Origin of the sequence: Hydrogenophaga defluvii (assembly GCF_042665235.1) — a bacterium.
GTDB lineage: Bacteria > Pseudomonadota > Gammaproteobacteria > Burkholderiales > Burkholderiaceae_C > Hydrogenophaga > Hydrogenophaga defluvii_A.
The window spans coordinates 93,499-115,902 of record NZ_JBHTBZ010000032.1; the positions used below are offsets into that span (position 1 = coordinate 93,499).

The following is a 22,404-nucleotide window of genomic DNA, read 5'->3' on the forward strand; positions in this document are numbered from 1 at the left end:
ATGGAGAGGAAGCCTAAGACAAAAGCCTGAAAGACACACTCAAGAATTGTGTCGTCTTGGAGGGAGGGACGCCGTTCTACTTGCGAACTTCGTCCACCAGGTTCTTGAATTCGTCGATGTCCTCAAAGCTGCGGTAGACGCTGGCAAAGCGGATGTAGGCCACCTTGTCCAGCTTCTTGAGTTCGCGCATCACCATTTCGCCCAGGCGGTGCGAGGGGATTTCGCGCTGCCCGAGGTTGAGCAGCTTTTCCTCGATGCGTTCTATGGCGCTGTCCACCTGCTCCATGCTGACCGGGCGTTTGCGCAGCGCCAGCGCCAGGCTGGCGCGCAGTTTGGCCGGTTCGTAGTCGATGCGCCGACCGTCCTTCTTCACGACGGCCGGAAAGCTGACCTCGGGCCGCTCGTAGGTGGTGAAACGCTTTTCACAGGCGCCGCACTGGCGCCGACGCCGGATGAAACCCCCGTCCTCGGCCACACGCGTCTCGACCACCTGGGTCTCGGCATGGCCGCAGAACGGGCACTTCATGATCAGCGGTAGACGGGGAAGCGGGCGGTCAGGGCGTTGACCTTGGCGCGCACGGCCTCGATGTTGGCCGGGTCACGGGGGTTGTCCAGCACGTCGGCGATCAAGTTGGCCGTGATGCGGGCTTCCTCATCCTTGAAGCCGCGCGTGGTCATGGCGGGGGTACCGATGCGCACGCCGCTGGTGACCATGGGCTTTTCCGGGTCGTTGGGAATCGCGTTCTTGTTGATGGTCATGTGCGCGCTGCCCAGCACGGCTTCGGCTTCCTTGCCGGTGATGCCCTTGGCGCGGAGGTCGACCAGCATGACGTGGCTCTCGGTGCGGCCACTGACGATGCGCAGGCCACGCTGGGTCAGGGTTTCGGCCACGATCTGGGCGTTCTTGGCCACCTGTTGCTGGTAGACCTTGAAGTCGGGTTGCAGCGCTTCCTTGAAGGCCACGGCCTTGGCTGCGATCACGTGCATCAGCGGACCGCCCTGCAGGCCGGGGAAGATGGCGCTGTTGATGGCCTTCTCGTGCTCGGCCTTCATCAGAATGATGCCGCCACGCGGGCCGCGCAGGCTCTTGTGGGTGGTGGAGGTCACCACATCGGCATGGGGCACCGGGTTGGGGTAGACGCCAGCGGCGATCAGGCCGGCGTAGTGGGCCATATCCACCATGAAGATGGCGCCGATTTCCTTGGCGATCTGGGCAAAGCGCTCGAAGTCGATGCGCAAGCTGTAAGCAGAAGCGCCTGCCACGATCAGCTTGGGCTTGTGCTCACGGGCCTTGGCTTCCATCGCGTCGTAGTCGATGGCTTCGTTTTTGTCGAGGCCGTAGCTGACCACGTTGAACCACTTGCCCGACATGTTCAGCGGCATGCCATGGGTGAGGTGGCCACCTTCGGCCAGGCTCATGCCCATGATGGTGTCGCCCGGCTTAAGGAAGGCCAGGAACACAGCCTCGTTGGCGGAGGCGCCGCAGTGCGGCTGCACGTTGGCGGCGTCGGCGCCAAACAGTTGCTTGACGCGGTCGATGGCCAACTGTTCGGCGATGTCCACGTACTCGCAACCACCGTAGTAGCGGCGGCCGGGGTAGCCTTCTGCGTATTTGTTGGTGAGCTGGGTGCCCTGAGCGGCCATCACGGCAGGCGAAGCGTAGTTTTCGCTCGCGATCAGCTCGATGTGGTGTTCCTGGCGGGCGTTTTCCAGCTGGATGGCCTTGAACAGCTCGGGGTCGGTTTGTTCGATGAGGATGTTGCGGTCGTACATGGTGTGGCAGTCAGGCGAGATGATTCCCTGTGCGGCAACACAAGCGCCGACAGGGGCTGCCCAGGCGAACGGCTGAACGCCAGGGGTGTTGACCCGCAGGCGGTGCGCTTCCCAGTGGTGTCCCACGTCAGCACAACAACCTGTGGGGTTGCCGGCCTATCGCCAGTTGCGCACGGAGCAGAGTTTATCAGGCGCCGCCGTCAGCTATCGGCGCAGGCCGACGCCGGTTTCAAGACTTGTTGACCGTTGCCGCCAGCTCAGCGGCCGCCTCGGTGTCGGTGCGTGTGGGCAGCGGTGCAGCGGGCGCGATGTCGATGATGTCGGGGGGGGGGCGAGGTGGTGTGCGAACCGGCGCCGGAGCCGGGCGCCCCAGTGCCACGCTTTGTATGCGCTGCGTTTCCGCCAGCACCTTGTCGATGTAGTCGCTGCCGTCGCTGCTGACGGCGCCGACATAAAGGCGCAGTCCGCCCTCGACCGAGCCGCTCAGCCGGACGTATTCGCTGAGGACTTGGGCGCCCACGCGCAGGTTGGTCACGGGGTCAAAGGCGGCCAACTTGCCGCCAAAGCCGGCGTATTTGTCGGTGTGAACGCGGGTCATCACCTGCATCAGACCTTGAGCACCCACCGAGCTTTGTGCAAACGGGTTGAAGCTGGACTCCACGGCCATGACCGCGAGCAGCAAGCTGGGGTCCAGCTTGATTTTTTTGCCGAGTTCAAACGCCTCGGCCACCAAGGCGCTCAGCGGTTCTGGTGCCACGCGGTACTTTCGGCTCAGCCACAGGGCCACCTTGGCCTGCTCCGAGGGCAGCTCGTGGGTGTGCAGTGCGGTGGCGCGGTCAACGGCGGTCGGGTCGGCCGTCAAGGCAATCACGGCGCCACCGCTTTGGCGCTCCAGCAGCCAGCCGAGGAGTTTTTCCTCGGCAGCGGTGCGCAGGTCGGCACGGAAGGTGAGGGTCATCAAGCCCACGGCCAAGACCATGCCCAGCAGCGCAAGGCTGTTGTGGGTGATGTCAAAAAAGCCACGTGTGACGTCGTCTGCGAACGTTCGCAGGCTGTTGAGGGTGGCACGGGGCCAGGATGTTTGCGCTGTCATAGCACGCTCCTTGTCGGGTGCCTTTTGGGTGCTGATTTGCAGCCGAGAGGACTTTGAAAGGGGGTCGCCATCGGCTGCGATAGGTCGCTTCAGACCTGGGAGCCAACTTAGCCGGGGTCGGCAGCGGTCGCGGGTTTACCCTAGGCTGGGCAAACGGGGTGAATCTTAGTGCCTGTTAAATGTCTCGTCAAGAATTTAAAAGTAAATCTTAAGACAAAAATCCATCTATAGAAGCGAGGCTCTTTTGCGTATGGATGTGCGCTTCGCGATTGAAAAAATGAACTGGGGCGTCGCCGTGGGTTCGCGATAAGCTTGTGTCGCCCACCCGATGGTGGGCGCCCACCCGCGAAGCAGTTCGGCTGCATCGCCGGTGGTTTTCAGGGGCAATCCGTTGCCCCATGGCAGGTGCGACATCCAACTCCGCCCGCCAAAACCCAACGGCATGGGCCTGTGGCCCGCCGTCGGCCCCGGTGGCTTTGGTCACCGGGGTTTTTCGTTTGTGTTTCGCGCTTTCAGGACCCCAGCAGACCGGCGCTCATGCGCAGGCGGGTGATGCGGGCGAGGGTTTCTGCAATGACGGCGATGACGTTGTGAACGAATGACATGGTGGTTCCTTGGTTGGGCGCAGCGTGCGGGTCGCTTGCCGCGCAGGTGATGAGGCGCTTGGTGAGTACAAAATCAAGGGTAAACCCTAGGTGTAGTGTAGGCGGTCTGTCCAGATTGATCGAAAAAATAAGTATTAACCCTTATTTTTTGCTGGTGATTGACGTCGCGAGCGTCTCTGCGGTGTGCTGTTGCAGGCGAGGCGCGGGGAAGGGGTAAAACGGACGAAAGGTTGGCGCAATGCTCACGGTGGTGGTTCTGCTCAAGTTGTGTGTGGAGGTTGCGCTGCTCGCGCTGGCAGGGCAGTGGGTGCTGATGCGGCTGCTGGGTGGCCGTTCAGGTGACAACGTGGTCTATGGCTTGCTGCAAGTGGTCACCAGCCCAGTGGTGGGGCTGGTGGGCAGGCTGTTTTCAGGCGGGGCAAACGCCCGGCGCGACATGCGGTTCGCCGCCTTGTTGCTGTTCCTTCTGTGGTGTGGCGCCACAGTGGCAAAGCTGTGGTTGTGTCTTGGGCTGGGGGTTGCGGGCTGTCGTTGAGTGCTGCAATGCATGGGCATCTTGCGTTACGCTCGCTGGCATGAACGCCATTCACCAGAGCGCCGTTTGATGCCGCCACCCTCCCCACAGGCCCTGCCGGATATGCTGGCGCGCTACTGGCGCAACAACCTCGCGGTGACCGCCGTCCTGCTCGCCGTCTGGTTTGGCGTGACGTTTGTGGTCAGCTACTTCGCCCGAGAACTCAGCTTCACGTTTTTTGGCTGGCCGTTCAGCTTCTGGGTGGCGGCGCAAGGGGCACTCATTGTGTACGTGCTCATCGTGGGTAGCTACGCGTGGTTCATGAACCGCGCTGACTTCGCGCACGGTGTTGCCGAAGCGCAGGAGTGAGGGGTGGCAGCGGGCACGGGGTCTTCATCAGCCGAGCAGGTGGCCGGACGGCGCTTCAAGCAGCAGTTGAACAGGGTGTACGCCTGGTACACGGCGGGTTTTCTGTGTTTTGTGGTGTTGCTGGCGGTGCTCGAACAGATGGGCTTGCCGCGCCAGTGGATCGGCTTCATCTTTCTTTTTTCCACCATCGCGCTGTACGCGGGCATTGGCCTGTTGAGCCGCACCACGGATGCCACGGAGTATTACGTGGCAGGGCGTCGTGTGCCCGCCATGTACAACGGCATGGCCACCGGCTCCGACTGGATGTCGGCCGCCTCCTTCATCGGACTCGCCGGAACCCTTTACTTGACGGGTTACAACGGTCTGGCCTTCATCATGGGCTGGACAGGTGGCTACTGCCTGGTGGCCTTGTTGCTGGCCCCTTGCCTGCGCAAGTTTGGCCAGTTCACCATCCCTGACTTCCTGGGAGAACGTTACGGTGGCAATGTCCCGCGGCTGCTGGGTATTTGTGCGGCCATTTTGTGTTCGTTCATCTACGTTGTGGCCCAGATCTATGGTGTGGGTCTGATTGCTTCGCACCTGATGGGGGTGGCGTTCGAGCTCGGGGTGTTCCTTGGCTTGGGGGGCATTCTGGTGTGCTCGTTTTTGGGGGGCATGCGTGCCGTGACCTGGACCCAGGTGGCCCAGTATGTGGTGTTGATCGTTGCCTACCTGTTGCCGGTGGTCTGGTTGTCGGTCAAACAGACCGGGGTCCCGGTGCCGCAGATTGCCTACGGCTACCAGTTGGAAAAGGTGTCGGCGCGAGAGACCGTGCTCGCCACCGACCCCAAGGAAATCGAGGTGAGGCAGCTGTTTGAGGCCAAAGCCCAGGCCTTGAGCGAAAAACTCCAGAACCCAGCGGCAGCGCTGGCCGCCGACAAGGCCCGCATGGAAGCGAAGTTGACCCAGTTGCGCAACCGCGATGCCGATCTGGTCGAGGTGGCGGCTGCCGAACGTGCGCTCGCGGCCCTGCCGTCCGACGCCAATTCGGCGCGCGCTCTGTGGCAGCGCGAACTGGCGGCCGCCCGCGACAAATCGCTGCCGCTCAATGGCATGCCACCCCATGCGCAACAGTACGCGGGCGACCCTGACGGCAGCCCGCAGGAGCGCGTGGAGTTCGACCATTCGCGGCGCAACTTCCTGGCACTGGTGTTTTGCCTCATGGTTGGCACGGCGGCCTTGCCCCACATCCTGATGCGCTACTACACCGTGCCCAGTGTGCGGCAAGCCCGGACGTCGGTGACCTGGTCACTGGTGTTCATCGTGTTGCTGTACTTCACGGCACCGGCGCTGGCCGTGCTGGTCAAGTTCGAGGTGTTTAACGTGATGGTGGGCATGCCTTTTGACCAACTCCCGGGCTGGGTGGCGGCCTGGAACAAGGTCGATCCCGCCCTGCTGTCCATCACCGACGTCAACCGCGATGGGCTGCTGCAGCTCAACGAAATCAGCATCGGTGGCGATATCGTGGTGCTGGCCATGCCGGAAATCGCGGGACTGCCCTACGTGATTTCGGGCCTGGTGGCAGCCGGCGGCCTGGCCGCAGCGTTGTCCACCGCCGACGGCTTGCTGCTGACCATCGCCAGCTCGCTCTCCCATGACCTGTACTACAAAATGATCGACCCCAGCGCCTCCACGGCCCGTCGCGTCACCATCTCCAAGGTGCTGCTGCTCATCGTGGCGCTGGCTGCGGCGTACGTGGCGGCCCAGAAACCTGCCGACATCCTGTTTCTCGTGTCCGCCGCATTCTCCATCGCGGCGGCGGCCTTTTTCCCAGCGCTGGTGCTGGGTATTTTTTGGAAGCGCGCAACGGGCATCGCCGCATCGGTGGGCATGGTCGCCGGGCTGGGTGTGACCTTCTACTACATGGTGACCACACAACCCTGGTTGCGCAGCGTTTTTGGCGTGACCCGACCCATTGAGCTGTGGTGGGGCATACAACCCATTTCGGCCGGCTTGTTTGGGGTGCCCGTCGGTTTTGCGGTGATCTTGCTGCTGAGCCTCGTCACACCCAAACCATCGGCCAAAACACTGGCGTTTGTCGATCGTGTCCGTTATCCCCGTTTGCGCAGCGACCTGGATCGCGGGCCGGATTGAACGCCTGGACACTGCCCTGATTTGGCTGGCTGGCGAAAATTGGTTAGAATCGTGGGCTTTCCCTTGCCGCACCCCGTCTGACGCCGGGGGCAGCTTTCCCTTACCGCACTCCGTCTGACGCCGGAGGCGGGTGTTCAATCCAAAAGGAGTGTCCATGCGTCATTACGAAATCGTTCTGCTGATCCACCCGGATCAAAGCGAACAAGTCCCCGCCATGCTGGAGCGTTACAAAGGCATGATCACCAACGGTGGTGGCAAGATCCACCGTGTGGAAGACTGGGGCCGCCGCCAACTGGCGTACCAGATCAACAAGCTGTCGAAGGCGCACTACCTGTGCGTGAACATCGAAGCCGACCAAGCTGTGATGGCTGAACTGGAACACGCGTTCAAGTTCAACGATGCCGTGCTGCGTCACCTGACCGTCCTCAAGAAGAAGGCTGACACCGGCCCGTCTTCCATGATGAAGTCCGTCGAGCGCGAAGAGGCTCGCAAGTCCGCTCAGCAGGAGACCGCAGCGTAAATGGCCGTGATGGTCGTTGCCCGTTGAACCATTTGCGCCTGACGGCGGTGGTGGTGCAGGTCGATAGCCTGCGCTACACCCCAGCCGGTGTGCCCGCCCTCAATCTGGTGCTCGAACACCAATCAGAGGTGCTGGAAATGGGACTCAAACGGCAAGCCAGTCTGATCCTCAAGGCCGTGGCCTTTGGGGGCGACGCGCAGGCACTGGGCCAATTGGCCCTGAACACCGCGCTCGAATTCGACGGCTTTCTGACGACCGCACGCAACCACAAAGGCGTTGTGTTCCACATTCAAGCATTCAAAGAACCTTAAGGAAGCTCCATCATGGCTGCACCCAAGCGTTTCAATAAAGACAAGCGCCCCAAGCGCAACACCCAGTCGCTGCTGTTCAAGCGCAAGCGTTTCTGCCGCTTCACCGTGGCTGGCGTGGAAGAAGTCGACTACAAGGACGTTGATGTCCTGCGTGACTTCATCGCCGAAAACGGCAAGATCATCCCCGCCCGCCTGACGGGTACCCGTGCGATTTACCAGCGCCAGGTCAACACCGCCATCAAACGGGCGCGCTTCCTGGCCATGCTGCCGTACTCCGACCAGCACCGCGTGTAAGAAGGAGCCTCAACATGCAAATCATTCTGCTCGACAAAGTGGTCAACCTCGGTGCCCTCGGCGATATCGTCAAGGTCAAGGACGGCTACGCCCGCAACTTCCTGATCCCCACGGGCCGTGCCCGGCGCGCCACCCAGAACGCCATTGCCGAGTTCGAAGCACGCCGTGCCGAACTCGAAAAGGTGGCTGCCGCCAAGCTGGCCGAAGCCCAGGCGCTGGGCGAGAAGCTGGGCGGTTTGACCGTCAAGCTGTCGCAAAAAGCCGGCGTTGATGGTCGCCTGTTCGGCTCCGTCACCAACCACGACGTGTCGGAAGAGCTGACGAAGCAAGGCTTTGCCGTTGCCAAGTCGCAAGTCCGCATGCCCAACGGCCCCCTGAAGGCTGTGGGCGACTACACCGTCAGTGTGTCGCTGCACACCGATGTGAACGTCGAAGTGAGTGTGAGCGTGCTGGGCGAAACCGCCTGAGCTCTCGCGCTCCCAACAAAAAACCGCCTTCGGGCGGTTTTTTGTTGGGCGGATGCCGCCAAAAGCGGCGCGGCCTCAATCAAACACGGGGGATTCCACGCCCAACACCTTGTGCAGCTTGGGGCTGGTGGTGGTGTACTGCAGGAAGACCTTCTTCTCGGGGAAGATGAAGGGAACGGCGCCGAAGGCGGCCAGGGCACATTCGTGGAAACCGCTCAGGATGAGCTTTTTCTTGCCCGGGTAGGTGTTGATGTCGCCCACGGCAAAAATGCCGGGGATGCTGGTGGAAAACTTCTCGGTGTCCACCACCAGTTGCTTGCGCTCGATCTCCAGGCCCCACTCGGCGATCGGCCCCAGCTTGGGTGAAAGGCCAAAGAACACCAGCATCATGTCCATGGGCACAACGCGGGTCACGCCGTCGGCACCCGTCACCTTGGCGCCGGTGAGTTTGCCGTCTTTTTCCTCGTAGCCCGTCACTTGGCCCACGATGAATTGCATCTCGTACTGTTCGCACAGTTCGCGCATCTTGGCCACGTTGGCCGGCGCGGCTTTGAAGCCATCGCGGCGGTGGATCAAGATGACGCTCTCAGCCTTGTTCGGGCCTTCGGCCACGAAGTTCAGCGTCCAGTCCAGCGCCGAATCGCCGCCGCCCACGATGACCAGGTTCTTGCCAGCGAAGGTGGCGGGGTTCTTCACGCGGTAGAACAGCTGCGAGCCTTCAAACTGCTCCAAGCCATCCACTTTCAGCGTGCGCGGCTGGAAGGCACCGACGCCTGCGGCGATGAAGATGGTCTTGGTCAGAAAACGCGTGCCCTTGGAGGTTTCGACGTAGAAGCGGCCATCGTCCTGCTTCTGCACCACGGTCACTTCCTGGCCGAGGTGGAAGGTGGCACCGAAAGGCTCGATCTGCTTGAGCAGGGCGTCGGTGAGTTCCTGACCGGTGCACACGGGCACAGCAGGGATGTCGTAGATGGGCTTGTCGGGGTACAGCTCCACCGGCTGGCCACCGGGGTAGGCCAGCGAATCGATGACGTGTGCCTTGATCTCCAGCAGACCCAGTTCAAACACCTGGAACAGGCCCACGGGGCCGGCGCCAACGATGACGGCATCGGCCTCGATGGGGCCTTCGTGGGCGTGGGCGGTGTCAATGACTTGCTGGTTCAATTTCGGGTCCATAGGGTTCAGCGGTGGTAACAAATCCGTGGGGGCCCGGCCCCCGGCGCGTCAGCGCAGCAGTTGACCGAGCTTGCCGGTCTTGTCTTTCCAGGCCTCGGCGTCGGGCATGGGCGTCTTGCGCTTGGTGATGCTCTTCCAGCCGGGCAGGCGGGCCAGCTCGGCGTTGAGCTTGATCATGTGCTGCTGGTCGCGCGGCAGGTCTTCCTCGGCGTAGATGGCGTTGACCGGGCACTCGGGGATGCACACGGCGCAGTCGATGCACTCGTCGGGGTCGATGGTGAGGAAGTTGGGGCCTTCGCGGAAGCAGTCCACGGGGCAGACGTCCACACAATCGGTGTACTTGCAGGCAATACAGGCTTCGGTGACGACGTGGGTCATGGTTTTTGAAGGGAATCGGTGGAAACCCCTGATTTTAGGGTTTCGCGCATTTTCAAATGGGCAATGCCCCTGCCGCTTGACATGTGTCAATCGGCCAGGGGCGGATCAAGGTGTCAGCGCAGCATCACGGCGCCGGCCGTGGCGTGGCTGGCGGTGTCCACCAGCACCAGGGCGCCCAGGCCGCGCGAGCGGGTGTAGGGCAGGGCGGCGATGGGTTCCTGCAGCAGGAGCTCGACCACGCCAATGGCGTTGGGCGGCAGTTGCTCGGCGTCGGTCTCGGCCAGGGTCTCGATGTTGACCTGGTGCACGATGCGGCGCACCTTGGCCTTGACCCAGCGGTGGCCGTGCAGCGCCCAGTAGACGCGGCCCGGTACCAGGGCCTCGTTGTCCAGCCAGGCCACGGTGGCGGTCAGCTCACGCGTGACGGGGATGGGCGAGGCCACGGGCGTGTCGTCGAAATCGTCTGCCGCAGGGGCGGCTTCGCCGGCGGCCAGCAGCCAGTCGCCGCGCGACACGTCCAGCTCGCGGTCCAGCACGATGCCGGCGCTGTGGCCGGCCAGCACGGCATGGGGTTGGCGGGTGTGGTCCAGCACCTGGGCCACGGTGGCCGTCTGGCCCAGGCCCTGCGGGCCCTGCAGCACGCGCACGGTCTGGCCGACCTGTACGCCGCCGGTGGCCACGCGGCCCCAGAACACGCGGCGGCCTTGTGAGGTGTCGGACGACGAAGAGAACTTCTCCACCCATTGCACGGCGAAGGAGAAGGGCAGTTCGGTCTCGGCGACGGTGTTGGGCAGGTGCTCCAGCAGGTCCAGCAGGCTGGGGCCCTGGTAGCCGGCCCAACCATCGGCGGCCGTCACCACGTTGTAGCCCTTGAGGGCGGAGATGGGCACCACCGCCTTGAGAGGGATGCCGGCCTCGGCCGCGAAGCCTTCGAGCTGTGCCCGGATGTGGGCAAAGGCCAGGGCCGGGTCTTCCACCGCATCCAGCTTGTTGATGGCCACCACGATGGTGGGCACGCGCAGCAGGTGCACCAGCAGGCTGTGCCGGCGGGTCTGGGGCAGCAGCTTGAGCTGCGGGTCGCGCCAGTCCAGCTTGGTGGCGTCCACCAGCACCACGGCCGCATCGGCACCGCTCGCGGCGGTCACCATGTTGCGGGTGTACTGCTCGTGGCCGGGGCTGTCGCCAATGATGAACTTGCGCGCCTGGGTGCTGAAGTAGCGCCAGGCCACGTCGATGGTGATGCCTTGCTCGCGCTCGGCCGACAGGCCGTCGGTCAGCGAGGCCAGGTCCACCTCGTCCTCGGCGCCGTGGGCCCCGGCCGATGTGACGCTGGCCAACTGGTCCTGCAGCACCGAGCGGCTGTCCACCAGCAGTCGGCCAATCAGGGTGCTCTTGCCGTCGTCGACCGAGCCGCAGGTGATGAATTTCAGTGCGTTCATCAGAAATAACCCTCTTTTTTACGCTTTTCCATCGAGGCGTCGCTGGTCTTGTCGTCCATGCGGGTGGCGCCCCGTTCGCTCACGTTGACGCTGAGCGTCTCCAGCACGATGTCGTCGGCGCTGGCCGCATCGCTCTCGACCGGGCAGGTGCAGGTGATGTCGCCCACGGTGCGGAAGCGCACGGTACGCGTCTCCACCGTTTCGCCCTCGCGCGGGGGGGTCAGCTCAGTCACCGGCACCAGCAGGCCCTTGCGCTCCACCACCTCGCGCTGGTGGGCGTAGTACAGCTCGGGCAGCGCGATGTTTTCGCGGGCGATGTACTGCCACACGTCCAGCTCGGTCCAGTTGCTGATGGGGAATACGCGGAAGTGTTCGCCCGGCTGCAGGCGGGTGTTGTAGAGGTTCCACAGCTCGGGGCGCTGGGCCTTGGGCTGCCATTGGCCGAAGCTGTCGCGGTGGCTGAAGATGCGCTCCTTGGCGCGGGCCTTTTCCTCGTCGCGGCGGGCGCCGCCGATGAGGGCGTCGAAACGGAACTCGTCGATGGCCTCCAGCAGCGTGACCGACTGGTGGGCGTTGCGCGACTCGCCCGGGTGGGCCAGGCGCACGGTGCCGCGCACCATCGAATCCTCCACGCTGCGAACGATCAGGCGGGCTTGCAGTTCGGCAGCGCGGAAATCGCGGAAATCGGTCACTTCCTTGAAGTTGTGGCCGGTGTCGATCATCAGCAGCGGGTAGGGGATGCGGCCGACGCCGAAGGCCTTTTCGGCGCACTTGAGCAGCACCAGCGAGTCCTTGCCGCCCGAGAACAGCAGGGTGGGGCGCTCGAAGGCGGCGGCCACTTCACGCAGGATGAAGATGGTTTCTTCTTCCAGTGCGTCCAGGTGGGAGCGCTGGGGCTGGTGGGGGCGGGCGGCTTGCAGCAATTGGGGTTCCGTGCGGGCGTTCATGCCGGCTGTCCTTGGGTTTGTGATTCGGGCAGGGCTTGCACGTGCAGGCCACATTCCTTGGAGGTTTCTTCCCACCACCAGCGGCCGGCGCGGAAGTCTTCACCTACCGCGATGGCGCGGGTGCAGGGCGCGCAGCCGATGCTGGGCATGAACTGGTCGTGCAGCGGGTTGTAGTCCAGCCCGTGCGTGGCCACAAAGTGCCACACATCGCCCCAGGTCCAGTCGGCCAGCGGGTTGACCTTGACGCGGCCGGGCTCCTGCACCACGTCGGGCACGTCGGCGCGGGCGCCCGACTGCTCGCGGCGCAGGCCGGTGATCCAGCCACCCTTGCCGGCCAGGGCACGTGCCAGCGGTTCCATCTTGCGGATGTCGCAGCACTGCTTGCGCAGGTCCACGCTCTGGTACATGGCTTCTTCGCCGTGCTGCTTGACGAACTTGATGGTGGCTTCCGCCTTGGGGCGGTAGACCTCGACGCTGTGGGCGTAGCGCTGCTCGATCTTGCCGATCAGGCCCAGCGTTTCGGCGTGCAGCTTGCCGGTGTCGAGCACGAAGATGCCCGAGTTGATGCCGGCCAGATGGATCAGGTGGGTGACCACCATGTCTTCCACGCCCAGGCTGGAGGCCTGGGTCAGCGGCTGGTGCTCGGCCGCCACGCGCTGCAGCAGCGCGATGCTGGCGGCCACCTTGGCATCAAAGCTGGCCGAGGGGCGGTTGTAGAGGGCGATGGCGCTCATGTGGGGCTGCTCCGTCAAGGTCAGGCGGCCTGGCGGGCAAACAGGGGGGCGGGTTGTTCCACGTCGCCCTGGTAGAAGGCGCTGTAGTGGCGCAGCAGCTTTTCGCCCACGGGCAGGCTTTGGTCGGCGCGCAGCACGGCGGCGCTGAAGCCGCAGCGCTTCATCTGCAGCAGCTGGTCCACCAGCACGTCGCCGGTGGCCACCACGGTGCCGTCAAAACCGCGGCGGCGGCGCAGTTCCACCGCCTGGCTGAAGGCGCGGCCATCGGTGAACTTGGGAAAGTGCAGCACCACGGTGGCGACGCCGTCGAGGTTCACGCCTTCGACGTCGGTGTCGTTCGCCACGCTCAGCACGCCAGTGCCTTCAAGCAAGGCGGCTTGAGAGGCGTTTTGGGATTGGATCAGTTGCATGTGTGTTCTCCAGGGCGGCTCAGGCGGCCTCAGTGACGGCGTCGGCGGCGGGCGTGCGGGCGGTGGCCACGCGCACCCCGTTGGCAGCAGCCTTGAAGGGCTCGTGGCCGATGCGCTTGAGCGCGGTGATGAAGTTTTCGCCGCTTTCACGCTGGGCACGGTAGACGTCGAGGATGGCCTCTACCGCTTCGGTCACTTCGTTGGCGGCAAACGAGGGGCCGACCACCTTGCCGGCTTGGGTGGGGCCGCTCAGTGCCGAACCGTCGGAGCCGGCCAGGGTGATCTGGTACCACTCCTGCCCGTCCTTGTCCACGCCCAGGATGCCGATGTGGCCGCTGTGGTGGTGGCCGCAGCTGTTGATGCAGCCGCTGATGTGCAGGTCGATCTCACCCAGGTCGTGCAGCTCGTCCATATCCTGGAAGCGGGCCGTGATGGCTTCTGCCACCGGAATGGAGCGCGCGTTGGCCAGGTCGCAGAAATCGCCGCCGGGGCAGGCGATCATGTCGGTCAGCAAGCGGATGTTGGGCTTGGCCAGGCCCAGGCGGCGGGCCTCGCGCCAGACTTCCGGCAGCTGGTCGCAGCGCACCCAGGGCAGCAGCAGGTTCTGGTCGTGCGTCACGCGCACTTCACCGGCGCTGTAGCGGTCGGCCAGGTCGGCCACGGCGTCGAGCTGGTCGGCGGTGGCGTCGCCCGGGGCCTGGCCCAGGCGCTTGAACGACAGCGTCACGGCGCGCAGGTCGGGGTTCTTGTGCGCGGCCACGTTTTGCTGCAACCAGCGGCCAAACTCCACGTCGTCTTCGGCGGCGGCGCGCAGGATGTGGGCGATCTTGGCGTCGGCGCTCTTGCGGTCGCAGGCCAGGGCCGGCGGCGCGAAGTGCGCGGCCACGCGCTCGTACTCGGCGGCGCGGATGGTGTGGGGGGCGCCGTCTTGCTCGACGATGCGCTTGTACTCGGCTTCCACTTCGTCGGTGTAGCGCTGGCCTTCGGCCTTCACCAGGATCTTGATGCGGGCCTTGTAGATGTTGTCGCGGCGGCCCCAGCGGTTATAGACGCGGACCACGGCTTCGAGGTAGTTCAGGATCTGGTCAAACGGCAGGAACTCGCGGATGGCGGTGCCCACCACCGGGGTGCGACCCATGCCACCGCCCACCAGCACCTTGAAGCCCAGTGCCTGGGTGTCATTGCGCACCAGTTGGAGACCCACGTCGTGCCAGTGGATGGCGGCGCGGTCTTCGCGGGCGCCGGTGATGGCGATCTTGAACTTGCGCGGCAGGAAGGCGAATTCGGGGTGCAGGGTGCTCCACTGGCGCAGGATTTCGGCCACAGGGCGGGGGTCGGCGATTTCGTCCACCGCGATGCCGGCACGCTCGTCGCTGGTGATGTTGCGGATGCAGTTGCCGCTGGTCTGGATGCCGTGCATGTTCACGCTGGCCAGCAGGTCCATCACGTCGGCCGCGTCGGACAACGGGATCCAGTTGTACTGCACGTTCTGGCGTGTGGTGAAGTGGGCGTAGCCGGTGGTGAGCTTGCTGCCGATGGCTTTGCCGTCGCGCAGCTGGATGTCGCCCAGGCGGTTTTGTGCGGCGACTGCGCCCTGGAAGATCTCGGCGGTCGGTTGGTCGTATTCGCGGGCGATTTTGGCCAGCACGCGCACCTGGGCCGTGGACAGCTCGCCGTAGGGCACGGCCACGCGCAGCATGGGGGCGTGGCGCTGCACGTACCAGCCGTTTTGCAGGCGCAACGGCTTGAACTCGTCGTCCTTCAGGGTGCCGGCCTGCCAGCGCTCCAACTGGTCGCGGAACTGGGCCGCGCGTTGTTGCACGAATTGGCGGTCAAAGGCGGTGTACTGGTACATGGTGGGTATCAGGTGTCGAGAATCAGATGGCGATCAGCTTGACGCCGGCGTAGGCCAGCAGCAGCGAGAGGAGGGAGCGCACCAGGCGCTCGGGGGTGTGGCGCATGAGCTTTGAGCCCAGCCAGATGCCGGGCAGCGATCCGGCCAGCAGCTTGGCCAGCAAGGGCCAGTCCACCGAGCCGAGCGAGGCGTGGCCCAGACCGGCCACCAGGGTCAGCGGCACGGCGTAGGCGATGTCGGCCGCAACGATGCGCGGCAGTGGCAACAGCGGGAACAGCAGCAGCAACACGGTCACGCCGATGGCGCCGGCGCCCACCGAGGTGAGCGTCACCAGGGTGCCGATGACGGCGCCGAACAGCAGCGGGAGTGCCCAATGGCGCGCGCGGGTGGCTTGCTCGAGGTGGGCCACGTCCAGCGTGCGCGGTGCCGTTTTGCCGCGAGCGGCCTTGTAGAGCATGGCGGCAGCGGTGAGCAACAAGGCCACGCCCAGGGCGGTGGTCATGACGGTCTGCACCTGCGGGTTGGCCGGCCCCACCGTGTGCAGCACCCACAAGGTGGCCAGGGCGGCCGGGATGCTGCCCGCGCACAGCTGGCCCACCACGCGCCAGGGCACCAGACGCTGGCGGGCCAGGCTCACCGTGCCACCGGCTTTGGTGAAAGCGGCAAACAGCAGGTCGGTGCCGACAGCGAGATAGGGTTTGACGCCAAAAAAGAAGATCAGGATGGGCGTCATCAGCGAACCGCCGCCCACGCCGGTGAGGCCGACGACGAGGCCCACAAAAAAACCGGCGAAAACAAAGGCAAGTTCATGCATGGGGACGGACTGTAAAAGCCCGTCTACATATCTCAAACTATCTTTTTGTGATGGTGGTATTGCTTTGGGTTATGAAGGGGCACGCTGTCTCGGTTGGGGTGGCAAGGCGGTTGATCGGTGTTGGTGTCAGTGAAAACCCTTGAGTGTCATCTTTGTTACTTGGGTCTGTGGATGCACCGAGCAAACTGCATGCAACAAAGAAAGTGAAATGACAGGAGACACCCATGCCAACAGACGTCATTCGCCGCCTTCGCGGTGACATTACCGCCGGTGATCACCCCTACCTGCAGGGGGCCTGGACACCGCTGCTCGAAGAGGTCAATGCCACCGACCTCAAGGTCATCGAGGGCGAAGTGCCCAGGGACATTGATGGTGTTTACCTTCGTAACACACAGAATCCGGTGTACCAGGCGCTGGGCCGTTACCACCCCTTCGACGGCGATGGCATGTTGCACATGGCTGCCTTCCGTGACGGAAAGGTCAGCTACCGCAACCGTTTCATCCAGACCAAGGGGTTAAGTGCAGAACAGGAAGCCGGAAAGCGCTTGTGGGCAGGTTTGCTGGAAGACCCGGCACTTTCCACCAGGCCGGGCTGGGGTGCACATGGTGGCATCAAGGATGCCTCCAGCACCGATGTGGTGGTGCACGCGGGTCGGGCACTGACGACCTATTACCAGTGCGGTGAGGGCTACCGGCTTGATCCGTTGACGCTGGCGCAAGAAGGTATCCCACCCTGGTCGCCCCTGGATGGCATATCGGCGCACTCCAAGGTCGATGAGTCCAATGGCGAGTTGCTGTTTTTCAACTACTCGACCCATGCGCCCTACATGCACTACGGTGTGGTGGACAGGCATGACAAGCTGGTGCACTACGTGCCCGTGCCGCTGCCCGGTCCACGTCTGCCACACGACATGGCCTTCACCGAGAACTTCGCCATCCTCAACGACTTTCCGCTGTACTGGGATCCGGAGCTGCTGGCCGAAGGCAAACACGTGGTGCGTTTCTACAAGAACCAGCCCTCTCGCTTTGCCATCATCCCGCGCCGTGGTCGACCCGAGGACATCCGCTGGTTCGAGGCTGCTCCCACCTTTGTACTGCACTGGCTCAATGCCTACGAGGAGGGCGACGAGATCGTGCTGGATGGCTACTTCCAGGACGAGCCCATGCCGCGCAACTACGATGGCGCGCCGGCCGGCTACGAGCGCATGATGTCCTACCTCGATCAGTACAAGATGGGCACGCGCCTGCACCGCTGGCGCTTCAACCTCAAGACTGGCCAGACCACCGAGCAGCGGCTGGACGACCGCATCCTCGAATTCGGGATGTTCAACCAGCGTTACGCCACCAAGCCTTACCGATACGCGTACAGCGCGGTGCAGGTGCCAGGGTGGTTTCTGTTTCATGGCTATGTCAAGCACGACATGGTCACCGGCGAGTCCTGGGAGGTTCGGTTGCCAGAGGGTCAGTACGCGAGTGAGGCGCCCTTCGCCCCGCGTGTGAACGCCAAGGACGAGGACGATGGCTACCTCGTCACCTTCGTTACCAACGAAAACACCCAAGGCTCGGAGTTGCTCCTGATCGATTGCAAACGTTTCGAATCTGGGCCGGTTTGCCGCATTGCTTTGCCCCACAAGCTCTGTAGCGGCACCCACTCGTGCTGGGCAAGTGGTGCCGACATGCGCGATGGGGTGCTGCGTTTCCCGGATCACTGAGATTGCTTCCAACAAAGGCGTTGCGCCCGCATCTGTAGGCGCAACCCATCAGCAGGAGACCGACATGACACACGCCACTCTGGTGCAACCCCAGCCCTACCTGATCGACAATCCCAACCTGCAGGGCGGCTTTGCCCCGGTGGACCGCGAGATTGTGGCCGACCGCCTGGAGGTGATCGGTGAGATCCCGACCGACCTCAATGGCCTGTACGTGCGCAACGGTCCGGTGCCGCAGCACGTGCGCCCCGGCAAGTACCACTGGTACGACGGCGACGGCATGTTGCACGGTGTGCGCTTTGACCGTGGTCGTGTGGTCTACCGCAACCGTTGGGTCGAGACAGAAGGCCTCTTGGGCGACCGGGCGCAGGGCGAGAACCTCTGGCCGGGCATCAAGCAGAAGATGCCCGAAGGTGTGCTGCCCGACGACGCGATGAAGAACACGTCCAACACCGACGTGAAGTTCCACAATGGCCGCCTGCTCTCGATGTGGTACCGCGGCGGATCGGTGTACCAGGTCGATCCCGAAACGCTGGCCACCGTCGGCAAGCTGGAACAGGACCCGCGCCTTGCCGCCCTGCAGGGCCTGCAGATTTCGGCGCATTCCCGCGTGGACGAGCGCACCGGCGAGTACATGTTCTTCGCTTACGGCAACCGCCACCCTTACATGCATTACGGCGTGTTGGCCGCCGATGGTTCGCTCAAGACCTTGATTCCGGTGGAACTGCCCGGCCCACGGTTGCCACACGACATGGCGATCACTGAGCACTACTCCATCCTCCACGACTTTCCGTTGGTGAACAACCCGGAGGCGCTCAAGGCCGGCCGCTACAGCCTGGACTTTCACCCCGAGTGGCGAAGCCGCTTTGCCATCGTGCCCCGCAACGGCACCGCAGACCAGATCCGCTGGTTTGACGCTGACCCTCGCTACATGCTGCATGTGGTCAACGCCTGGGAAGAGACCAATGCGCGCGGTGAGACCGAGGTGGTCATGGTCGGCACGCCCTACAGCATGCCCAAGCAGTACGACGGCTCGCTGGACGTCAAACGCCTGTTGTTCACCATCGGCACCCAGGGCACCGATTACGAGCTGTACATGTGGCGCTTCAACCTGGCCACGGGCCGTACACACGAGGGCCTGGTGGACGACATCCTTAACACCGAGTTCCCCATGATCAACGGCCTCTACCAGGGCCGCAAGAACCGGTTCAGCTACAACGTGCTCATGGGCCGTACCCGCACGGTGGAGCAGCCGCGCTTCGCTGGCATGGCCAAGTACGACCTGGAGCGCGGCAGCGCCGTGGCCTTTCACCCGGGCGAGGGCTTCTGGTTCAGCGAGGCGCCGTTCGCGCCGGCGGATCACGCGAAGGCCGAAGACGACGGGTATGTCGTGGGCTTTGTCTGGAACGAGCAAGAGGCGCGATCTGAGGTTTGGGTCACCGACGCTCGCCATTTCGCAGACGGACCGGTGGCACGCATCGTCCTGCCGCAACGGGTGCCGCACGGCTTTCACAGCACATGGGTGCGAGGTGAGTTGCTTGCGGGCGGCAGCAAGGGAGCGCAAGCATGAGCAACACCGCCGACAACCCGCTGTTGGGTGTTTGGAACTTGGTCCGTTGGGAGATCGCGTACGGCGATGACCGCCCGACGACCTTCCCCTACGGGCCTGATGCCACGGGTTTGATCATGTACACGCACGACGGTGCGATGTCAGCTTGTATTGCGCGCGCCGGGCGCAAGCCCTTGTCCAGTGCCAGCGTGCGCAGCGCCCCGGAAGCGGAGCGGCTGGCCGCTTTCGAAAGCTATTTCCAGTACGCGGGCAGCTACGAAATACAGCCGCGCGACGGCGGGCAGCAAGTGGTGCATCGCGTCAGCCATTCACTCAACGCCAACTTCCTGGGCACCGAGCAGGTGCGCCGCATGGACTTTGGCTCGGACGGAACGCTCACCTTGTCTGCATCCGACGTGGTGCCTGGCAGCGACGTTCCGCGCCACCACCGCTTGATTTGGAAACGCTGATGTACAACTTGTTTGAATTGCACCGCGCCTTGTTCGAGCGCGCCCAGCAAGCTTGCCGCGACCGCGCCTGCTGGAGCCCCTTCCCCGAGATGCCAGGCAAGTACCCCAATGCCGAGGCAGCTCAGGTCGATGGCCGCTCGGCGTTCACTGCCCATTTGTTGGCGGGCCGCTTTGAGCTGGACCAACCTGGGCGCGTGGGCGAACTCGGTGAAGAAGTCTCTCCCTACACCCAGGAGCCGCTGGGCATCCGTTACCCACAGGCCGATGTGAACACCTTGTTCGACGTCGCCGAGGCCGCCATGTCGGCATGGGCCGCAGCGCCCATCGAAACGCGCATCGGCGTGCTGCTGCAGGTGTTGGATGTGATCTACCGCGAGCACCTGTTCGAGATCGTGCACGCCGTCATGCACACCGCAGGCCAGAGCTTCAACATGGCCTACGCCGGCTCTGGTGTCAACGCGCTCGACCGTGGCATCGAGGCGCTGGTCTACGCTGACCAGGCCATGCGCGCCGTCACCCCCAGCGCCCGTTGGGAGCGTCGCTTCGGCCCCACCGACGTCAAGCTACAGAAAACCTACCGGCTGGTGCCGCGCGGCGTCGCCGTGTGTTTTGCCTGTGCCAGTTTCCCCACCTGGAATGCCTGGCCGTCCATGATGGCCAGCCTTGCCACGGGCAACCCCGTCATCGTCAAGCCGCACCCCGCCACGGTGCTGCCCATGGCCATCACCGTGCGCGTGTTCCGTCGCGTGCTGGCCGAAGCCGGCTTCGATCCCAACCTGGTCACCCTGGCGCTGGACAGCATGGCTGAGCCGCTGGGGCAGGTGCTGGTCAAGCACGCCAAAACCGCCATCGTCGATTTCACTGGCAGCGTGCGCTTTGGGCAGTGGGTGGAGCGCAATGCGCATCCCGCCATCGCGTACACCGAAACTGCCGGCTGCAACACCGTGGTGCTGGCCGGCGCCGACGACCTGGACGCCGCGCTGCGCAGTCTGGCCACCACCCTGTGCATGTTCAGTGCGCAGATGTGCACCAGCCCGCAGAACATCTACGTGCCGCGCGACGGCGTGGACACGCCCCAGGGCAAGGTGCCCTTCGCCGAGGTTGCCCAGCGGTTGGCGGCGGCGGTGGATGAACTCACCCGCGATCCCAAGAAGGCCAGCATGATCCTCGCCACCATCCAGTCGCCACAGACCCTGGCGCTGCTGCGCCATATGAACGAGGCGGGTGCCGCACGTGGCCAGGTACTGCTGTCGCCGCGCGCCTATGTCCATCCGGACTTCCCCAAGGCCCGCACGAGCACACCGCTGATGCTGAAAGTCACGCCCGCCGAGCGCGACTTGTACGCCGAGGAGCGCTTTGGTCCCATCAGCTTTGTCATCGAATGCGACAACGCCGATGACGCGCTGACACGCGCCACGATGGACACCCGCACGGCCGGCGGCCTGACCGCCTTCCTTTACGCCACCGACGAGGCCTTCATCGCTCAAGCCGAGGCCGCCTATGCGCGTGCCGGCGCCCAGCTGACCACCAACCTCACCGGGGCGATGCCGCTGAACTTCGCGGCGGCCTACAGCGACTACCACGTCACCGGCCTCAACCCCGCCGGCAACGCCACGCTGACCAACCTGTCCTTCGTCGCCGGCCGCTTTGGTGTTGTCCAGTCCCGTCGGCCGGTAACAGCGTGAGGTGCCCATGAGCCACAAACTGCCTTTTGCGCTGCGCCTGCCCGTGGTGGCCGCGCCGATGTTCCTCATCTCCGGGCCGGAGCTGGTGTTGGCCGCCTGTCGGTCTGGCATCGTGGGCGCTTTTCCCACGCCCAACGCCCGCCCCATCGAAACCCTAGACGTTTGGATGCGCCAAATCACCGAAGGTGTGGCGCAGGCGCGTGACGAATTGGGTGCGGCGCAGGTGGGGCCCTGGTGTGCCAACCTGGTCACACATTCCTCCAACACACGGCTGGCGCAAGACCTGGAGCTGATCGCCAAGTACCAGCCGCCCATCGTGGTGACCGCGTTGGGCAGCCCGAAGCCGGCCATCGAAGTGGTGCATGGCTACGGCGGCGTGGTGCTGGCCGATGTCATCAACCTGGGGCTCGCACGCAAGGCGGTTGCCGCAGGTGCAGACGGCTTGGCTTGCGTCTCGGCCGGTGCAGGTGGGCACACGGGCTTCCTGTCGCCCTTCGCCTTTGTCAGCGCGATTCGTGAGTTTTTTGATGGCCTGGTGGTGGTCGGCGGTGGCATCAGCGATGGCTGGGGCGTGGCGGGCGCGGTGGCCTGTGGCGCGGACCTGGTTTACATGGGCACACGCTTCATCCCCACGGTGGAAAGCATGGCGCCGCCTGAGTACAAACAGATGGTGGTCGATGCCAGCGTGGACGATCTCTTGGTGAGCGCCGGTGTCACTGGCACGCCTGCCAGCTGGCTCAAACCCTCTTTGCGTGCCAATGGGCTCGACCCGGACAACATGCCTGATGCGCCAGGTCGGCAGTACGACAGCAACCAGTCCTTTGCGGGCAAAAAATGGGTGGATGTCTTGGCGGCAGGGCAGGGCGTGGGCAGCATCCGCGCCATCGAACCGGTCGCGCAGGTGGTGGACCGCCTGAGCGCTGAGTACACCCAGGCCCAACAACGCTGGGTGGGATTGAACTACACAAAGCAAGGCGTGTCGGCATGAGCAACATCTACATCCTCGGCGGCCACCAGACCGATTTCGTCAAGGCGTGGTCGCGCCACGGGCAAGACCTCTCGGACATGGTGCGCGAATCGACGCTGGGCGCGCTGGCCTCGGCCCGTGTGGAGCCCTCGCAGGTGCAAAGCATCCACGTGGGCAACGCCTTTGGCGAAC

The 22,404-nt window shown here is 64.1% G+C and carries 23 protein-coding genes and 1 riboswitch; of the genes, 12 read left to right on the forward strand and 11 right to left on the reverse strand.

Annotation, left to right across the window (positions count from 1 at the left end):
- Positions 1 to 76: 76 nt before the first annotated feature.
- The 3 genes from nrdR to ACFQU0_RS12220 all read right to left on the reverse strand — a co-directional run bounded on the left by nrdR (position 77) and on the right by ACFQU0_RS12220 (position 2,866).
- Entirely contained in the window at positions 77 to 526 is a 450-nt protein-coding gene (gene nrdR / locus ACFQU0_RS12210) for a transcriptional regulator NrdR (protein ID WP_382201110.1), read from the reverse strand.
- Positions 527 to 528: 2 nt separating this feature from the next.
- Positions 529 to 1,773: a serine hydroxymethyltransferase gene (gene glyA / locus ACFQU0_RS12215; RefSeq protein ID WP_382201112.1), complete on the reverse strand. Its 1,245-nt coding sequence runs from the start codon at positions 1,771 to 1,773 to the stop codon at positions 529 to 531.
- Positions 1,774 to 1,824: 51 nt separating this feature from the next.
- A riboswitch (ZMP/ZTP riboswitch) is annotated at positions 1,825 to 1,953 on the reverse strand.
- Between the two features lie 49 nt (positions 1,954 to 2,002).
- Positions 2,003 to 2,866 carry a lytic transglycosylase domain-containing protein gene (locus ACFQU0_RS12220; protein WP_382201114.1) on the reverse strand — a complete coding sequence of 288 codons (864 nt, stop codon included), beginning with the start codon at positions 2,864 to 2,866 and terminating at the stop codon, positions 2,003 to 2,005.
- 843 nt (positions 2,867 to 3,709) lie between these two features.
- Here ACFQU0_RS12220 and ACFQU0_RS12225 point away from each other — a divergent pair.
- The 7 genes from ACFQU0_RS12225 to rplI all read left to right on the forward strand — a co-directional run bounded on the left by ACFQU0_RS12225 (position 3,710) and on the right by rplI (position 8,079).
- Complete coding sequence (locus ACFQU0_RS12225) at positions 3,710 to 4,006, forward strand: hypothetical protein (RefSeq protein WP_382201116.1); 297 nt, start codon at positions 3,710 to 3,712, stop codon at positions 4,004 to 4,006.
- A gap of 69 nt (positions 4,007 to 4,075) precedes the next feature.
- Entirely contained in the window at positions 4,076 to 4,354 is a 279-nt protein-coding gene (locus ACFQU0_RS12230) for a DUF4212 domain-containing protein (RefSeq protein WP_382201118.1), read from the forward strand.
- A 3-nt stretch (positions 4,355 to 4,357) separates the two neighbouring features.
- A complete protein-coding gene (locus ACFQU0_RS12235; protein ID WP_382201120.1) occupies positions 4,358 to 6,487 on the forward strand; it encodes a sodium:solute symporter family protein in 2,130 nt (709 codons plus the stop codon).
- Between the two features lie 154 nt (positions 6,488 to 6,641).
- Positions 6,642 to 7,007 carry a 30S ribosomal protein S6 gene (rpsF, locus tag ACFQU0_RS12240; RefSeq protein WP_382201122.1) on the forward strand — a complete coding sequence of 122 codons (366 nt, stop codon included), beginning with the start codon at positions 6,642 to 6,644 and terminating at the stop codon, positions 7,005 to 7,007.
- Positions 7,008 to 7,030: 23 nt separating this feature from the next.
- Positions 7,031 to 7,318 carry a primosomal replication protein N gene (priB, locus tag ACFQU0_RS12245; protein WP_382201124.1) on the forward strand — a complete coding sequence of 96 codons (288 nt, stop codon included), beginning with the start codon at positions 7,031 to 7,033 and terminating at the stop codon, positions 7,316 to 7,318.
- A 12-nt stretch (positions 7,319 to 7,330) separates the two neighbouring features.
- On the forward strand, positions 7,331 to 7,612 hold the full coding sequence (gene rpsR / locus ACFQU0_RS12250) for a 30S ribosomal protein S18 (RefSeq protein ID WP_342130806.1): 282 nt from the start codon (positions 7,331 to 7,333) through the stop codon (positions 7,610 to 7,612).
- Between the two features lie 14 nt (positions 7,613 to 7,626).
- Entirely contained in the window at positions 7,627 to 8,079 is a 453-nt protein-coding gene (gene rplI, locus ACFQU0_RS12255; RefSeq protein ID WP_382201127.1) for a 50S ribosomal protein L9, read from the forward strand.
- 75 nt (positions 8,080 to 8,154) lie between these two features.
- Here the strand turns inward: rplI and ACFQU0_RS12260 are convergent, their stop codons facing one another.
- The 8 genes from ACFQU0_RS12260 to ACFQU0_RS12295 form a co-directional block, all read right to left on the reverse strand.
- On the reverse strand, positions 8,155 to 9,255 hold the full coding sequence (locus ACFQU0_RS12260; protein WP_382201130.1) for an NAD(P)/FAD-dependent oxidoreductase: 1,101 nt from the start codon (positions 9,253 to 9,255) through the stop codon (positions 8,155 to 8,157).
- A gap of 48 nt (positions 9,256 to 9,303) precedes the next feature.
- Positions 9,304 to 9,633, reverse strand: coding sequence for a ferredoxin FdxA (fdxA, locus tag ACFQU0_RS12265; RefSeq protein WP_382201132.1), 330 nt, complete (start codon positions 9,631 to 9,633; stop codon positions 9,304 to 9,306).
- Between the two features lie 113 nt (positions 9,634 to 9,746).
- A complete protein-coding gene (locus tag ACFQU0_RS12270; RefSeq protein ID WP_382201134.1) occupies positions 9,747 to 11,072 on the reverse strand; it encodes a sulfate adenylyltransferase subunit 1 in 1,326 nt (441 codons plus the stop codon).
- Positions 11,072 to 12,019: a sulfate adenylyltransferase subunit CysD gene (gene cysD / locus ACFQU0_RS12275; protein WP_382201136.1), complete on the reverse strand. Its 948-nt coding sequence runs from the start codon at positions 12,017 to 12,019 to the stop codon at positions 11,072 to 11,074. Before cysD ends, ACFQU0_RS12270 begins: the two co-directional genes overlap by 1 nt.
- Positions 12,016 to 12,753, reverse strand: a complete 738-nt coding sequence (locus ACFQU0_RS12280) for a phosphoadenylyl-sulfate reductase (protein ID WP_382201138.1) — start codon at positions 12,751 to 12,753, stop codon at positions 12,016 to 12,018. Before ACFQU0_RS12280 ends, cysD begins: the two co-directional genes overlap by 4 nt.
- A 20-nt stretch (positions 12,754 to 12,773) precedes the next feature.
- Complete coding sequence (locus tag ACFQU0_RS12285) at positions 12,774 to 13,163, reverse strand: DUF934 domain-containing protein (RefSeq protein WP_382201140.1); 390 nt, start codon at positions 13,161 to 13,163, stop codon at positions 12,774 to 12,776.
- A gap of 19 nt (positions 13,164 to 13,182) precedes the next feature.
- Complete coding sequence (locus tag ACFQU0_RS12290) at positions 13,183 to 15,018, reverse strand: nitrite/sulfite reductase (protein ID WP_382201141.1); 1,836 nt, start codon at positions 15,016 to 15,018, stop codon at positions 13,183 to 13,185.
- 22 nt (positions 15,019 to 15,040) lie between these two features.
- Positions 15,041 to 15,832 carry a sulfite exporter TauE/SafE family protein gene (locus ACFQU0_RS12295; RefSeq protein WP_382201143.1) on the reverse strand — a complete coding sequence of 264 codons (792 nt, stop codon included), beginning with the start codon at positions 15,830 to 15,832 and terminating at the stop codon, positions 15,041 to 15,043.
- 224 nt (positions 15,833 to 16,056) lie between these two features.
- On the opposite strand from ACFQU0_RS12295, the gene ACFQU0_RS12300 reads away from it, so the two are divergent.
- From ACFQU0_RS12300 to ACFQU0_RS12320, 5 genes are all read left to right on the forward strand, one after another.
- Positions 16,057 to 17,544, forward strand: a complete 1,488-nt coding sequence (locus tag ACFQU0_RS12300; RefSeq protein ID WP_382201145.1) for a carotenoid oxygenase family protein — start codon at positions 16,057 to 16,059, stop codon at positions 17,542 to 17,544.
- A 64-nt stretch (positions 17,545 to 17,608) separates the two neighbouring features.
- Positions 17,609 to 19,111: a carotenoid oxygenase family protein gene (locus ACFQU0_RS12305; RefSeq protein WP_382201147.1), complete on the forward strand. Its 1,503-nt coding sequence runs from the start codon at positions 17,609 to 17,611 to the stop codon at positions 19,109 to 19,111.
- The gene (locus ACFQU0_RS12310; RefSeq protein ID WP_382201149.1) at positions 19,108 to 19,560 is read left to right on the forward strand and encodes a lipocalin-like domain-containing protein; all 453 of its coding nucleotides are present in this window, start codon (positions 19,108 to 19,110) and stop codon (positions 19,558 to 19,560) included. The genes ACFQU0_RS12305 and ACFQU0_RS12310 overlap by 4 nt, the downstream gene beginning before the upstream one ends.
- Positions 19,560 to 21,245, forward strand: coding sequence for a phenylacetic acid degradation protein PaaN (gene paaN / locus ACFQU0_RS12315; RefSeq protein ID WP_382201151.1), 1,686 nt, complete (start codon positions 19,560 to 19,562; stop codon positions 21,243 to 21,245). The genes ACFQU0_RS12310 and paaN overlap by 1 nt, the downstream gene beginning before the upstream one ends.
- A gap of 7 nt (positions 21,246 to 21,252) precedes the next feature.
- The gene (locus ACFQU0_RS12320) at positions 21,253 to 22,233 is read left to right on the forward strand and encodes an NAD(P)H-dependent flavin oxidoreductase (protein WP_382201153.1); all 981 of its coding nucleotides are present in this window, start codon (positions 21,253 to 21,255) and stop codon (positions 22,231 to 22,233) included.
- Positions 22,234 to 22,404: the final 171 nt, after the last annotated feature.

What these genes read in the sequence shown, in the direction of transcription:
- nrdR (WP_382201110.1), bottom strand. Translation starts at nt 526, where the DNA reads ATGAAGTGCCCGTTCTGCGGCCATGCCGAGACCCAGGTGGTCGAGACG.
- glyA (WP_382201112.1), bottom strand. Translation starts at nt 1,773, where the DNA reads ATGTACGACCGCAACATCCTCATCGAACAAACCGACCCCGAGCTGTTC.
- ACFQU0_RS12220 (WP_382201114.1), bottom strand. Translation starts at nt 2,866, where the DNA reads ATGACAGCGCAAACATCCTGGCCCCGTGCCACCCTCAACAGCCTGCGA.
- ACFQU0_RS12225 (WP_382201116.1), top strand. Translation starts at nt 3,710, where the DNA reads ATGCTCACGGTGGTGGTTCTGCTCAAGTTGTGTGTGGAGGTTGCGCTG.
- ACFQU0_RS12230 (WP_382201118.1), top strand. Translation starts at nt 4,076, where the DNA reads ATGCCGCCACCCTCCCCACAGGCCCTGCCGGATATGCTGGCGCGCTAC.
- rpsF (WP_382201122.1), top strand. Translation starts at nt 6,642, where the DNA reads ATGCGTCATTACGAAATCGTTCTGCTGATCCACCCGGATCAAAGCGAA.
- rpsR (WP_342130806.1), top strand. Translation starts at nt 7,331, where the DNA reads ATGGCTGCACCCAAGCGTTTCAATAAAGACAAGCGCCCCAAGCGCAAC.
- rplI (WP_382201127.1), top strand. Translation starts at nt 7,627, where the DNA reads ATGCAAATCATTCTGCTCGACAAAGTGGTCAACCTCGGTGCCCTCGGC.
- ACFQU0_RS12260 (WP_382201130.1), bottom strand. Translation starts at nt 9,255, where the DNA reads ATGGACCCGAAATTGAACCAGCAAGTCATTGACACCGCCCACGCCCAC.
- fdxA (WP_382201132.1), bottom strand. Translation starts at nt 9,633, where the DNA reads ATGACCCACGTCGTCACCGAAGCCTGTATTGCCTGCAAGTACACCGAT.
- ACFQU0_RS12270 (WP_382201134.1), bottom strand. Translation starts at nt 11,072, where the DNA reads ATGAACGCACTGAAATTCATCACCTGCGGCTCGGTCGACGACGGCAAG.
- cysD (WP_382201136.1), bottom strand. Translation starts at nt 12,019, where the DNA reads ATGAACGCCCGCACGGAACCCCAATTGCTGCAAGCCGCCCGCCCCCAC.
- ACFQU0_RS12280 (WP_382201138.1), bottom strand. Translation starts at nt 12,753, where the DNA reads ATGAGCGCCATCGCCCTCTACAACCGCCCCTCGGCCAGCTTTGATGCC.
- ACFQU0_RS12285 (WP_382201140.1), bottom strand. Translation starts at nt 13,163, where the DNA reads ATGCAACTGATCCAATCCCAAAACGCCTCTCAAGCCGCCTTGCTTGAA.
- ACFQU0_RS12290 (WP_382201141.1), bottom strand. Translation starts at nt 15,018, where the DNA reads ATGTACCAGTACACCGCCTTTGACCGCCAATTCGTGCAACAACGCGCG.
- ACFQU0_RS12295 (WP_382201143.1), bottom strand. Translation starts at nt 15,832, where the DNA reads ATGCATGAACTTGCCTTTGTTTTCGCCGGTTTTTTTGTGGGCCTCGTC.
- ACFQU0_RS12300 (WP_382201145.1), top strand. Translation starts at nt 16,057, where the DNA reads ATGCCAACAGACGTCATTCGCCGCCTTCGCGGTGACATTACCGCCGGT.
- ACFQU0_RS12305 (WP_382201147.1), top strand. Translation starts at nt 17,609, where the DNA reads ATGACACACGCCACTCTGGTGCAACCCCAGCCCTACCTGATCGACAAT.
- ACFQU0_RS12310 (WP_382201149.1), top strand. Translation starts at nt 19,108, where the DNA reads ATGAGCAACACCGCCGACAACCCGCTGTTGGGTGTTTGGAACTTGGTC.
- paaN (WP_382201151.1), top strand. Translation starts at nt 19,560, where the DNA reads ATGTACAACTTGTTTGAATTGCACCGCGCCTTGTTCGAGCGCGCCCAG.
- ACFQU0_RS12320 (WP_382201153.1), top strand. Translation starts at nt 21,253, where the DNA reads ATGAGCCACAAACTGCCTTTTGCGCTGCGCCTGCCCGTGGTGGCCGCG.